Source organism: Streptomyces avidinii, assembly GCF_014650695.1.
GTDB classification, from domain to species: domain Bacteria; phylum Actinomycetota; class Actinomycetes; order Streptomycetales; family Streptomycetaceae; genus Streptomyces; species Streptomyces avidinii.
The window spans coordinates 177,160-189,901 of sequence record NZ_BMVL01000011.1; the positions used below are offsets into that span (position 1 = coordinate 177,160).

Here is a 12,742-nt window from a genome sequence, read left to right on the forward strand (position 1 = left end):
GACATGTACCGCGTCTGCTTCGTCTGCACGGGCAACATATGCCGCTCCCCCATGGCCGAGGCCGTCTTCCGCGCCCACGTGGCGACGGCCGGGCTGGATGCCCTGGTCGAAGTGGACAGCGCCGGAACCGGCGGCTGGCACGAGGGGGACGGGGCCGATTCCCGCACCATCGCCGTCCTGGAGGCGGCCGGCTACGAACAGGACCACCGGGCCCGCCAGTTCCGCTCCTCCTGGTTCGCCCGCCTGGACCTCGTCATCGCGCTCGACGCCAGGCACCAGCGGGACCTCCGGGCACTCGCTCCCACTGCGCAGGACGCCGCAAAGGTGCGGCTGCTGCGGTCCTACGATCCGGCGGCCACGGCCGCGGAGACCGACGTACCGGATCCCTACTACGGGCCGCTCGACGGGTTCGAGGAGTGCCTGGAGCTGGTCGAGGCCGCGAGCCCCGGTCTGCTGGATGCCGTACGTGATGCCATGAAGGAGCACACCGCGTGAACGACTACGCCCCCCAGGAGTCCGGACAGGCCGCTCTCGGCGACGGCACCCGGGCCGTCCGGGCCGGACTGCCCGCGGCCGTCAAGAACGAGCCGCCACTGCCCGGACCCGTCTTCGCCGCCCACTTCCACCTCCCGGGCGATGTCGAAGGCCCGTACGCCTACGGCCGCGACACCAACCCCACCTGGACCCTGCTGGAACGGGCCATCGGGGAACTGGAGGCTCCCGGCGAGGACGCGCACACCATCGTCTTCGCCTCCGGCATGGCGGCGGTCTCCGCAGTCCTCCTCTCCCAGGCGCACACCGGCGACACCGTGGTGCTGCCCGACGACGGCTACCAGGCGCTGCCGCTGCTGCGGGAGCAGCTGGAGGCGTACGGGATCCACGTGCGCACCGCGCCGACCGGTGACGACGGTCAGCTCGCGGCCCTCGACGGGGCCCGGCTGCTGTGGATCGAGACCCCGTCCAATCCCGGCCTGGACGTGTGCGACGTACGCCGCCTCGTGGACGCGGCACACGCCGGCGGGACCCTGGTCGCCGTCGACAACACCCTGGCCACCCCGCTCGGGCAGCGCCCCCTGGAGCTGGGGGCGGACTTCTCGGTGGCGAGCGGCACCAAGGGCCTCACCGGCCACGGGGACGTCCTGCTCGGCTACGTCGTGTGCCGTGATCCGGAGCTCGCCGCCCGCGTCCGGCGGTGGCGCAAGATCGTCGGTGCGATCCCGGGCCCCATGGAGGCCTGGCTCGCCCACCGCTCCCTCGCCACGATCCAGCTGCGCGCCCAGCGCCAGTGGGCCAACGCACTGGCCGTCGCCGAGGCGTTGACGCACCGCTCCGACGTGAGCGGGCTGCGCTACCCGGGGCTGGCCACGGACCGCTCCCACAAGACGGCGGCCCGGCAGATGCGCGGCTTCGGCTCGGTGGTCTCCTTCACGCTGCCCGACCGCGCGCACGCGGAGCGCTTCATGGCCGCTCTGCAGCTGGTCGAGGACGCCACGAGTTTCGGCGGGGTACGGTCCACCGCCGAGCGGCGCGGACGGTGGGGCGGCGACGCCGTGCCGGAGGGCTTCATCCGCTTCTCCGCCGGAGCCGAGGACACCGAGGACCTCGTCGCGGACGTGCTGCGCGCCCTCGACCACGCGGGCGCCTAGGGAAAAGCGGTCCGAGCCTCCCCCCTAGTGGCTCGGACCGCCCCTGGTTCCGCGCGCGAAGAACCACGCGACAAGGCTAATTGCCCCTGCGTCAGAGTCCAATCACGGTAACGACAGGGACCTATCTGCATATTTATAGTTGAAGGCCCCCACCGAGAGGTGCAGCGATGGACCTGACCCTGCTGCGCACCTTCGTCGCCGTCCACCGGGCCGGCTCGTTCACGCGGGCCGCCAGCCTCCTCGGACTGTCCCAGCCGGCCGTGACCTCGCAGATCCGCACGCTGGAGCGCCAGTTGGGGCGGCCCCTCTTCCACCGCCGGGCGCGTGGCGTCACTCCCACCGCCATCGGTGACGAGCTGGCCCACAAGGCGGCTCCGCACCTCGACGCCCTGTTGCGGATCACCGAGACCGAGCGGGAGGCCGCCGGCGCGTTACGCACGCTCCTCGTCGCCGGATCTCCCGAGTTCCTGTGCCTGCGCGTACTACCCGCCCTCGCGCTCCTCGTCGGCCAGGGCCACACCCTGCGCGCCGCCCCGCAGACCGACGCCGAGGCGACCCTCGACGGGCTCGCCGCGGGCCATCACGACCTCGTCGTCACCACCGCCCATCCGCGGGGCGGTCTCTTCTCCGCGACCCCGCTGTGCGACGAGGAGCACGTCCTGGTCGCCGCGCACTACTGGGCCGCACTCGTCGACAGGGACCGGCTGCGCGCGGAGGGTCCCGCCGCCCTGGAGGGCATCCCGCTCGTCGAGGTCCACGAGAGCCTGCCGCTCGTCACCCGGTACTGGGCCGCCGTCTTCGACACCCTGCCCGATGCCCGGTCCCTGGCCGCCACCGTGGTCGTGCCCGACCTGCGGGCCGTGCTGGAATGCGTCCGGGCCGGTGCCGGGCTCGCCGTCCTGCCCCGCTACCTGTGCCAGGAGGCCCTCGACAGCGGTCGGATCGTCGCGCTGGCGGAGCCCGCGGTGCCGCCGCTGCGCACCTGGTTCCTGGTCGTACGGACCGGGAGCCTGGCCCTCTCCCACCTCGCCCGGGCTCACGACCGGCTGCTCGAAGCCGCCGTGCACTGGTGAGCCCCTTCATTTCCGGCCCGTGGCGCGTTTCAGAAGTGGAGTGGCGGGCCACTCTTCTCCCATGACCGAACGTCCCGTGGTCAAACGCACCGCCCGCGCGATCCTGCTCGACGGTGACGACCTGATCCTCATCAAACGCACCAGGCCCGGCGTCGATCCGTACTGGCTCACCCCCGGCGGGGGAGTGGAGCCCTCGGACTCCACCGTCGTCGATGCTCTCCACCGGGAGGTCCACGAAGAACTCGGCGCGAAGATCACCGATGTGGTGCCCTGCTTCGTCGACACCGTCGAGCACATCGCCGAGCGGGGGGTGACCGGCGTGAAGGTGCAGCACTTCTTCGTCTGTCGCCTCGAATCCATGGACCCGAACCTCCGGCACGGCCCCGAAGTCGACCAGCCCGAGGGCGAGTACGAGATCGTCCGCGTGCCCTTCAGCCGGGTGGGCATCGCCGCCGTCCATCTCGTCCCGCTGTCCCTGCGGCACTACCTCGACGGCAACATCGAGGGAGTACGCGCCATGCACGCCCCCGACCTGGGCTGAGAGCGGGCTGAGACCGGAGGCTGCCGTCCGGTCTCAGCCGGCGATGCCCGCCAGCTCCTCGACCGCGTCGTGCCGGATCCGCTCACAGGGAATGCCGATCCGCAGGAGCTCGTCCACCCCGTTGCGGATCATCGCCGGCGGACCCGAGATGAAGGCGTCGTACGAGCTCCACGGGCCGTGTTCGCCCACCGCCTGCGGCAGCTGACCGGCCAGTCCGTCACCGACCACCGGGCGCACCGACAGCCACGGGTGCGAGCGCTGGAGACCCAGCAGGGTGTCCTTGTCGTACAGATCGTTGTCGCTGCGGGCCCCGAAGAACACCTCCACCGGCCGCCGCTCACCGTGTTCGGCCACGTCCTCGATCAGTGCCTTGATCGGAGCGATCCCGGTGCCCCCGCCGAGGCACAGCATGCCGTTGTCCGTCGAGTGGTCCACCACCATCGACCCGGCCGGCGGTCCCAGGCGCAGTACGTCCCCTGGGCGGGCGTGGCGCACCAGCGCGTTGGACACCCACCCCGCGGGGACGGCCTTGACGTGGAAGGACAGCAGTCCGTCGGCGCGCGGGGCCGAGGCGAAGGAGTAGTGCCGCCACACCCGCGGCCACCACGGGGTCTCCAGGCTCGCGTACTGGCCGGCCACGAAGGCGTAGGGCTGATCGGGGCGGACGGTCAGCACCGCGATGTCCGGGGTGCGCAGATCGTGGGAGACCACCTCCGCATGCCACCACGCGGGAGCCTTCACCTCGTCCTCCGCCGCCGCGTCGATCATGATCTGGGAGATCGCCGTGTACGCCCGCACCCACGCGGCTTGCGTCTCCGGGCCCCAGCTGCTGTGCGCGTACCGGGCCAGTGCTGCGACGAGAGCCTCGCCCACCGCCGGATAGTGACCGGCCATGGTGCCGTACTTGCGGTGCCCCGTGCCCAGCCGGCGAAGGTAGGGCACGAGTACGTCAGGGTTGTCGATGTGCTCGGCGGCGGTGAGCAGCGCCTTCAGCAGCCGGTCGCGCTGGACGTCCATGGCTGCGGGGAACATGCCGCGTACTTCCGGGTGCCCGGTGAACACCAGAGCGTAGAAGTACGAGGTCACCCTGTCGGCGACGGGGGCGATCTCCGCGAGGGTCCGGCGGATGAGCACGGCATCCGGCGAGGGCTCGGTCGCGCCGCCCCCGCCGGGTATCCGGGCCGGTTCGCGTCTGGCCGATCTGGTGGGCGGAGCGTCCATGCGGTGCCTCGCTTCGAGCATCTCGGTCGGTCTGCACACGCCACGGCCTGTGAATCCGTGGTTCCGGGTTTCACAGCGTGCCAGCCGACTCAGAGGCCTGCGGGGAAACGCGGAAAGTCCGCGTTTCGAACCCACTTTCCTCCTAAGATGCGTCAACTCCCGGGCGCGTCAGCCCTACAAGCTGGTATGCCTCGCGCAAATCACGACCCTCGTAGACATGGGTCGCTCGCTCGGCCAGAAAAGGCCGCGCATTGACCGCCACCGAGACCGGCACCACGTCGAAGAGCATCGCGTCGGTCACCGAATCCCCGTACGCGACGCAGTCGCTCCGGCTCACACCGAACTCCGTGCAGAGCCGATCCGCCACCATGACCTTGCCCTCGGGCGTCAGGATCCCGGACTCCTCCACGGGCCGCGTGAAGGGCACCTCCGGGAAGACCGACCCGTGTGCGGCGTGCGCACCCCATTCCAGCAGCAGCTCAACGAAGAAGGAGGGCGACAGCGAGATCACGGCGCAGTAGTCCCCGCGGTCCCGGATCTCCTGCCACACATCCCGGATGCCGGTGAGCCAGGGGGCCGCGTCGAACGCGGCCCGCACGTGCGCGGGCGTCAGCTCGGCCCACAGAGCGTGAGCGGCCACCGAGAACTGGTGCGGCCCCATCTTCTGTGCACCGAAGGCCCGTTCCAGCTCGGCGATCTCGGCGCTCAGCCCGAGCTGCCGGGAGATTTCGACCGGCGCCGCCGAGCCGTACATCAGCGTCCCGTCGAGATCGAAGAGGTGCAGGAGAGTCATAGCCCATGAGGCTAGTCGGTCCGTTTCACGCGAAACACCGTGTTTCACGTGAAACACCGGCCGGCGGCCCGAGGCGGCGCATCCGATGTTTCACGTGAAACATCGGCCTGAACATCCACCCCAAATCCTCTGGACGACTCCCGGTCCATGATCCAGTCTGGGCCGGTGACACCACCACACATCACCGATCTACCGATCCGGGCGCTGACCGTGGACGATCTCCACCGCTGCGCCGACCTGTCCGAAGATCGCGGATGGCTGCGCGAGGACCACAAGTGGCGTCTGCTCCTCGCCGCCGGAACCGGCTACGGCATCGATGCCCCGGACGGCCAGGGGCTCGCGGCCTCCTGTGTCGTCACCCGGTACGGCACCACGCATGCCGGACCTGAGCTCGCCGCCATCGGGATGGTCCTCGTGGCCGACCGCTTCGCCCGCCAGGGCCTGGGCCGCCGTCTGATGACCCACGTCTGCAACGACGTACTCAAGGGCGTCCCTCTCACCCTGCACGCCACCCCGTACGGTCGCCCCCTCTACGAGGAGCTGGGCTTCGAGACGACCGGACGCGCCGAGATGCTGATGGGCACCTTCACGCACGAGGGCACCCCCGGCACCTACGGCACCGCTCGGGTCCGACCGGCCAACGCCGAGGACCTCCCCCGCATCCTGCGTCTGGACGCGGAGATCTTCGGCACCGACCGAACGCACATGATCACCCGGCTCCCGGCCTTCGCCGACCGTCTGGTCGTCGCCGAGGAACCTTCGGGCAGCGAGCTCACCGGCTATGCGGCGGCCTGGCCCAATCTGGACACCCAGGTCATCGGCCCACTGATCGCCCAGGACACTGCGACCGCCCAGTCGCTGGTCACCGCGCTCGCCCGGGGCACCGACCGGGTGCTGCGCACCGACGTCGACGTACGGCACGAGGAACTCCTCGCCTGGCTCAAGGACCGCGGACTGGCCTCCGTGGCCTTCAACACCGTGATGACCCGAGACATCCCCGGCCTGCCGGGCGACTGGACCCGCCGTTGGGCGCCGCTCACCGTGGCCGCGGGCTGAGAGGAGCACGCCATCGTGACCGACATTCCCGAGCTGACGATCCGGCCCGCGACCGCGGCCGATGTACCCGCCATCGTCGCCATGCTGGCAGACGACCCGCTCGGCGCCACCCGTGAGTCCCCGGACGACCTCGCCCCGTACCTCACGGCCCTGAAGCGCCTCACCGACGATCCGAACCAGCACGTGGTCGTCGCCGTCCGCGCCGACCGTGTCGTGGGCACCCTCCAGCTGACGATCGTCCCGGGACTCTCCCGGAAGGGAGCCACCCGCTCCATCATCGAGGGCGTCCGCGTACACGCCGAAGAGCGCGGCAGCGGTCTGGGCACCCGCTTCATCGACTGGGCCGTCGAGAAATCCCGCAGCGAGAACTGCTCGCTCGTACAGCTGACTTCGGACGTGACCCGGACCGACGCCCACCGCTTCTACGAACGGCTCGGGTTCTCCGCCTCGCACGTCGGGTTCAAGCTCCAGCTCTGACCGATCGTTCCGGCAAGCCGGGCCGCCGTGTCGGCGGCCCGGCCTACGATCGGGAGGATGAGTCTCCCTCTCGTCACCACCGCCGAGCGACGCCATCGGCTCGGCCGACGCCACCGCCTCGCTCCGTCGGCCCGCGCAGCGACAGTGGCGGAGGCTGCTGACTCCGTCGTCGCCCTGCACGCCACGGATGCCGCGACCGTCTTCCTCTCGGCCCGGGCCCGGCTCACCGAAGGCGGCCCGGACCTGATCGAGCGGGCGCTCTACGAGGACGTAAGCCTGGTCCGCCTGCTCAGCATGCGCAACACGCTCTTCGCGGTCTCTGCCGAACTCGCCCCGCACGTGGACTGCTCCACCGCCCGCGCGATCGCCGTGAAGGAACGCCGTACCCTCCTCAAGCACCTCGACGAGGACGGACAGGGGCTCGACGCCGCGTGGCTGGCCCGGGCCGAGACCGCCGTACTCGACGCCCTCGACACCCACGGGCCCTCCACCGGGGGCCAGTTGTCCGCCGCCGTACCCGCGCTCCGGCAGAAGATCACCATCGGCCGCGGCAAGAAGTACGAGACCGAGCAGGGGGTGGCGACGCGGGTCATCCGGCTGCTCGCCGCCGACGGACGGATCCGCCGCGACCGGCCGCGCGGCTCCTGGACCTCCAGCCAGTACCGCTGGGTCCACACCGAGCCCTGGCCCGCCCTGCCCGTCGCCGAGTCCCGTGCGGAGATCGCCCGCCGCTGGCTCCACGCCTACGGCCCCGCCACCGAGGCCGACCTCAAGTGGTGGACCGGGTGGACCCTCACGGACACCCGCAAGGCCCTCGCCGCCGTGGGACCCGACCAGGTCCGCCTCGAGGACGGCACCACCGCCCTCGTCAGCCCCGGGGACACCGCACCCGAACCCGCCCCCGAACCCTGGGCCGCCCTGCTGCCCGGCCTCGACCCCACCGCCATGGGCTGGGCCGACCGCGGTTTCCACCTCGACCCCGCCCACCGAAGCGCCCTGTTCGACTACGCGGGCAACATCGGCCCCACCGTGTGGTGGAACGGCGAGATCGTCGGCGGCTGGGCACAGCGCCCCGACGGCGAGATCGTCTGGCGGCTGCTGGCCGCCCCCGGCCGCGCCGCCGAACGGGCGATCACCGCCGAGGCCTCCCGGCTCGCCGCATGGGTGGGCGCCGCCCGGATCACCCCGCGCTTCCGCACCCCGCTGGAGCGGGAACTCGTCGCCTGAACCCGCCCGGGCCGTCAGCCGATGCCCCGCCAGCCCTGCGGGTCCACCCCGCCGGGCACCGGGGCGTCGGCATCGTACGGCTCACGGGTGAACACGAAGGACGCCAGGTCGAGATGGCTCACCGAGCCGTCCTCACGCCGCACCGCGCGGAGCGTCTCGCCGGCGTAGTAGCCGGAGAGCCCGGTCCAGGTGCCGTCCGGCTCGGCCCGGAAGCGAGCCGTGCGCCCGGTCGCGCCCACCGGTCCCAGCTCCAGCAGTCCGTCCGCCCCCAGGCGCACCACCTGGGCCGAAGTTCCCCAGTACCAGGGGCCGCACACCTCCAGCGGCACCCGGTCCGACTCCAGGAACGGCCGCCAGGGCCGCGGGAAGCGCGGCTCGGCATCCGCCACGATCCCCACGAGATCCGCGGCCACCGTCGAGGCCGGCAGCCCCGACGTGCAGTTCGCCAGCACCACGGCCGCCACGTCGTCGGCCTCGCTCAGCCACAGGCCCGCAACGAAGCCGGGCAGCGATCCGCTGTGCCCCACGAGCCGGCGGGCGCCGACGGCCATCAGCTGCATGCCCAATCCGTAGCCCATCTCGGCGAGGCCGGGCTCCGGGGGAGCGGCCGCCGTGCGCATCTCCCGTACGGACTCGGCGCACAGGACCCGCTCGTCACCCCGCAGGAGGAAGTCGGCGAACCGCGCCAGGTCCAGCGTCGTGGACCACAGCCGGCCGGCGGCGGCCATGAGACCCAGGTCCTCCAGCGGCTCGGGCATCATCACGTCCGCCCAGGGATGCACCGCCCAGCCGCCCGCGTGCGGGGCCTGCGGCAGTCCGCTCGTACGCTCCAGCCCCAGGGGTTCCAGTACCTCGGCCCGCAGCACCTCTTCCCAGGGCTTTCCGCGCACCGCCTCGACCAGCGAACCCAGCAGGGTGTAACCGGGGTTGGAATAGTGGTGCCTACTTCCCGGGGTGACCTTGAACGGCTCCTCCCCCAGCACGTCGGCGAGGCCGGGCCGCTGCTCACCGGGGGTGCGCTCCCACCACTCCCCGGGCGTCTCCGCCGCCAATCCGCCTGTGTGGGAAAGCAGTTGCGCGACGGTCACCCCGCCGGCGCCGGTGCCCGGCAGGTGCTTGTCCAGGGGGTCCGTGAGCGAGAGCAGGCCCTCGTCCCGCAGCCTCATCACGAGGACCGCCGTGAAGGTCTTCGTGATCGACCCGATCCTGTACTGGACGTCGCCGTCCGGACCGTGCCCTTCGACCGAGGTCCGGGAGCCCTCCCAGACCACCTCGCCACCGCGCAGGACGGCCGCCACCACGGAAGGCGCCCGCCCTTCGCTCTGCGCGACGGCGATCCTGTGCCGCAGCGCGCGCCGCGTGGAAGGGAGAAGTTCCAGGTCCCCAGCAAGCTCATCCATGATCGGATGCTACGTGTTGGCCATGTCCACGAAGCGTGAATAGTGGCCCTGGAAGGCCACCGTGATCGTGGCCGTGGGGCCGTTACGGTGCTTCGCGACGATCAGGTCCGCCTCACCTGCGCGGGGGGACTCCTTCTCGTACGCGTCCTCGCGGTGCAGCAGGATCACCATGTCGGCGTCCTGCTCGATGGAGCCCGATTCACGCAGGTCGGAGACCATCGGCTTCTTGTCGGTGCGTTGCTCCGGACCACGGTTCAGCTGGGAGAGCGCGATCACGGGGACCTCGAGCTCCTTCGCCAGCAGCTTGAGGTTTCGGGACATGTCCGAGACCTCCTGCTGGCGGCTCTCGGGACGGCGCGAACCGCCCGACTGCATCAGCTGGAGGTAGTCGATGACCACGAGCGAGAGGTCGTTGCGCTGCTTGAGCCGGCGGCACTTGGCCCGGATCTCCATCATCGACAGGTTGGGGGAGTCGTCGATGTAGAGCGGCGCGGCCGAGACGTCCGGCATCCGGCGGGCCAGCCGGGTCCAGTCGTCGTCCGTCATCGTGCCGGAGCGCATGTGGTGGAGCGCCACCCGAGCCTCCGCCGAGAGCAGGCGCATGGCGATCTCATTGCGCCCCATTTCGAGGGAGAAGATCACGCTCGGCAGGTTGCTCTTGATGGAGCAGGCCCGGGCGAAGTCCAGGGCGAGCGTGGACTTACCCATGGCGGGACGGGCGGCGATGACGATCATCTGACCCGGGTGCAGACCGTTGGTCAGCGAGTCCAGGTCGGTGAAGCCGGTGGGGACGCCCGACATCTGGCCGCTGCGCGAGCCGATCGCCTCGATCTCGTCGAGGGCGCCCTCCATGATGTCGCCGAGCGGCAGGTAGTCCTCGGAGGTCCGCTGCTCGGTGACGGCGTAGATCTCGGCCTGGGCGCTGTTGACGATCTCGTCGACGTCGCCGTCGGCCGCGTAGCCCATCTGCGTGATCTTCGTACCGGCCGCGACGAGGCGGCGCAGGACGGCCCGCTCGTGGACGATCTCCGCGTAGTACTCGGCGTTCGCCGCCGTCGGGACGGACTGGACCAGGGTGTGCAGGTACGAGGCCCCGCCCACCTTGCTGATCTCGCCGCGCCGGGTCAGCTCGGCGCCGACGGTGATCGGGTCGGCCGGCTCGCCCTTGGCATACAGGTCGAGAATGGCCTGGTAGATCGTCTCGTGCGAGGGCCGGTAGAAGTCGTGGCCCTTGAGGACCTCGACGACGTCCGCGATGGCGTCCTTGGACAGCAGCATGCCGCCGAGCACCGACTGCTCGGCATCGAGGTCCTGCGGAGGGACGCGCTCGAAGCCGCCACCCCCGCCGGAGTCCCAGGAGCCGCCCTCGCGGCCCCGGTCGTGCTGTTCGTCCCCGCGGCCGCGGCCTTCACTGTTACGGCGCGAACGGGCGGGCAGACGGTCACCCGGACCGCTGTCGGCCCAGGGGTCGTCCATGGGCTCGGGCATGCTCACCGGGCCGCCTCCTCCCGTCCGCTACGCGGACCTCGCCGTGTCACTCTTTCTACGACACGGCTCTGACATTTGGGGCACCCGAATCCGCCGTCGGCGAGTCGGGCAACGAACCACGGTAGGCCCGGGAGCGGCGTCAGCCAATCTTGTTATCCACAGGGTCTGTGGATGACATGTGGATGACGGCGCCAATGCTGTGGGTAAGTCGCCGGAAGCTGTGCACGGACCGGGGGACGACGCTGTGGACAAAATCACCCGCGACACCCTTACACCCCACCTGACCTGCATTTTCCTTCTCCCGGGAAGGGAGTGGAGAAAATTCTTGGCCACTGTCTCGAGATCGCCTCCAACGAGGTGCACAGAAGGCCCCGGTCGACAGGCAGGTAAGGATCCTAGAGCGGTTGCATCCATTACCTGTGGAAGATTAGATTGAGCGCATGACACAGGCCCTCGCAGCACCCAAGGCAGGGCGGGGACGGCACGACCGAGAGATCTTCACGCTCGCCCTCCCCGCCTTCGGTGCCCTCGTCGCCGAGCCCCTCTTCGTGATGGCCGACAGCGCCATCGTGGGGCACCTCGGCACCCCCCAGCTGGCCGGCCTCGGCATCGCCGCCGCGGTACTCACCACCGCCGTGAGCGTCTTCGTCTTCCTCGCCTACGCCACCACCGCGGCCGTCTCCCGCCGCGTCGGCGCGGGAGACCTCCAGGCGGCCATCCGGCAGGGGATCGACGGCATCTGGCTCGCCCTCCTGCTGGGCGCGGCGGTCGTCGCCGTGGTGCTGCCTGCGGCCCCCTCCCTGATATCGCTCTTCGGGGCGTCCGACACCGTCGCTCCGTACGCGCTGACCTATCTGCGGATCTCCGCCCTCGGCATCCCGGCCATGCTCATGGTGCTGGCCGCCACCGGAGTCATCCGCGGCCTCCAGGACACCCGTACGCCGCTCTACGTCGCCATCGGCGGCTTCGCCCTCAACGCGGGCCTGAACGTCGCCCTCGTCTACGGTGCGGGCTTCGGGATCGCCGGCTCCGCCTGGGGCACTGTCCTCGCCCAGTGCGCCATGGCCGCCGCCTACCTGTTCGTGGTCGTACGCGGAGCCCGACGGCACGGCGCCTCGCTGCGACCCGACGCCACGGGGATCCGGGCCTGCGCCCATGCCGGCGCGCCCCTGCTGGTGCGCACCCTGTCGTTGCGCGCCATCCTGCTGATCGCGACCGCAGTGGCCGCCCGGCTCGGCGACGCCGACATCGCCGCCCATCAGATCCTGCTCTCGCTGTGGAGCCTGCTCGCCTTCGCTCTGGACGCCATCGCGATCGCCGGACAGGCGATCATCGGCCGCTACCTCGGAGCGGCTGATACCGAGGGTGCCAAGGCTGTCTGCCGCCGCATGGTGCAGTGGGGGATCGCCACGGGTGTCGTACTCGGGCTGCTGGTCGTCCTGGCCCGCCCCGTGTTCATTCCGCTGTTCACCAGTGATCCGGCGGTCGAGGCAGCATTGCTGCCCGGCCTGCTGGTCGTGGCCCTCTCCCAGCCCGTCTCCGGCATCGTCTTCGTGCTCGACGGCGTCCTCATGGGTGCGGGGGACGGCCGCTACCTGGCCCGGGCGATGCTCCTGACGCTCGCCGTGTTCGCCCCCGTCGCATTGCTCGTGCCCGCCCTCGGCGGTGGCCTGACGGCGCTCTGGTGGGCCATGACGCTGATGATGGTGGTCCGGATGGTCACCCTCCGACTGCGCGTCGGCTCGGGGCGGTGGCTCATCACGGGGGCCACCCGCTAGGGCGTCCGGGCAGCGGGCCGTCCAGGGTGTGTTTCACGTGAA

General features: G+C 70.9%; 12 protein-coding genes. 8 read left to right on the forward strand and 4 right to left on the reverse strand.

Going from position 1 to position 12,742, the window contains the following annotated elements; translation table 11 throughout:
- The first annotated feature begins 3 nt into the window (after positions 1-3).
- The 4 genes from IE257_RS26975 to IE257_RS26990 all read left to right on the forward strand — a co-directional run bounded on the left by IE257_RS26975 (position 4) and on the right by IE257_RS26990 (position 3,260).
- Complete coding sequence (locus IE257_RS26975; RefSeq protein WP_189972501.1) at positions 4-495, forward strand: low molecular weight protein-tyrosine-phosphatase; 492 nt, start codon at positions 4-6, stop codon at positions 493-495.
- Entirely contained in the window at positions 492-1,646 is a 1,155-nt protein-coding gene (locus tag IE257_RS26980) for a cystathionine gamma-lyase (RefSeq protein WP_189972502.1), read from the forward strand. The genes IE257_RS26975 and IE257_RS26980 overlap by 4 nt, the downstream gene beginning before the upstream one ends.
- A gap of 167 nt (positions 1,647-1,813) precedes the next feature.
- The gene (locus IE257_RS26985; RefSeq protein ID WP_189972503.1) at positions 1,814-2,719 is read left to right on the forward strand and encodes a LysR family transcriptional regulator; all 906 of its coding nucleotides are present in this window, start codon (positions 1,814-1,816) and stop codon (positions 2,717-2,719) included.
- Between the two features lie 61 nt (positions 2,720-2,780).
- Positions 2,781-3,260 carry an NUDIX domain-containing protein gene (locus tag IE257_RS26990; RefSeq protein WP_189972504.1) on the forward strand — a complete coding sequence of 160 codons (480 nt, stop codon included), beginning with the start codon at positions 2,781-2,783 and terminating at the stop codon, positions 3,258-3,260.
- Positions 3,261-3,293: 33 nt separating this feature from the next.
- On the opposite strand, the gene IE257_RS26995 is transcribed toward IE257_RS26990, so the two are convergent.
- Both IE257_RS26995 and IE257_RS27000 read right to left on the reverse strand, forming a co-directional pair.
- The gene (locus IE257_RS26995) at positions 3,294-4,502 is read right to left on the reverse strand and encodes a globin domain-containing protein (RefSeq protein WP_189972505.1); all 1,209 of its coding nucleotides are present in this window, start codon (positions 4,500-4,502) and stop codon (positions 3,294-3,296) included.
- 121 nt (positions 4,503-4,623) lie between these two features.
- Entirely contained in the window at positions 4,624-5,274 is a 651-nt protein-coding gene (locus tag IE257_RS27000; RefSeq protein WP_189972506.1) for an HAD family hydrolase, read from the reverse strand.
- A gap of 165 nt (positions 5,275-5,439) precedes the next feature.
- On the opposite strand from IE257_RS27000, the gene IE257_RS27005 reads away from it, so the two are divergent.
- The 3 genes from IE257_RS27005 to IE257_RS27015 are packed head-to-tail and all read left to right on the forward strand — an operon-like array spanning position 5,440 to position 8,034.
- Positions 5,440-6,330, forward strand: coding sequence for a GNAT family N-acetyltransferase (locus IE257_RS27005; RefSeq protein ID WP_229920682.1), 891 nt, complete (start codon positions 5,440-5,442; stop codon positions 6,328-6,330).
- Positions 6,331-6,354: 24 nt separating this feature from the next.
- Positions 6,355-6,807 carry a GNAT family N-acetyltransferase gene (locus tag IE257_RS27010; protein ID WP_189972567.1) on the forward strand — a complete coding sequence of 151 codons (453 nt, stop codon included), beginning with the start codon at positions 6,355-6,357 and terminating at the stop codon, positions 6,805-6,807.
- Between the two features lie 57 nt (positions 6,808-6,864).
- A complete protein-coding gene (locus tag IE257_RS27015; RefSeq protein ID WP_189972508.1) occupies positions 6,865-8,034 on the forward strand; it encodes a winged helix DNA-binding domain-containing protein in 1,170 nt (389 codons plus the stop codon).
- 14 nt (positions 8,035-8,048) lie between these two features.
- Here the strand turns inward: IE257_RS27015 and IE257_RS27020 are convergent, their stop codons facing one another.
- Both IE257_RS27020 and dnaB read right to left on the reverse strand, forming a co-directional pair.
- Positions 8,049-9,434: a serine hydrolase domain-containing protein gene (locus IE257_RS27020; RefSeq protein WP_189972509.1), complete on the reverse strand. Its 1,386-nt coding sequence runs from the start codon at positions 9,432-9,434 to the stop codon at positions 8,049-8,051.
- A 9-nt stretch (positions 9,435-9,443) separates the two neighbouring features.
- The gene (gene dnaB / locus IE257_RS27025; protein ID WP_030755420.1) at positions 9,444-10,910 is read right to left on the reverse strand and encodes a replicative DNA helicase; all 1,467 of its coding nucleotides are present in this window, start codon (positions 10,908-10,910) and stop codon (positions 9,444-9,446) included.
- A gap of 452 nt (positions 10,911-11,362) precedes the next feature.
- On the opposite strand from dnaB, the gene IE257_RS27030 reads away from it, so the two are divergent.
- Positions 11,363-12,700, forward strand: coding sequence for an MATE family efflux transporter (locus IE257_RS27030; RefSeq protein ID WP_189972510.1), 1,338 nt, complete (start codon positions 11,363-11,365; stop codon positions 12,698-12,700).
- Positions 12,701-12,742: the final 42 nt, after the last annotated feature.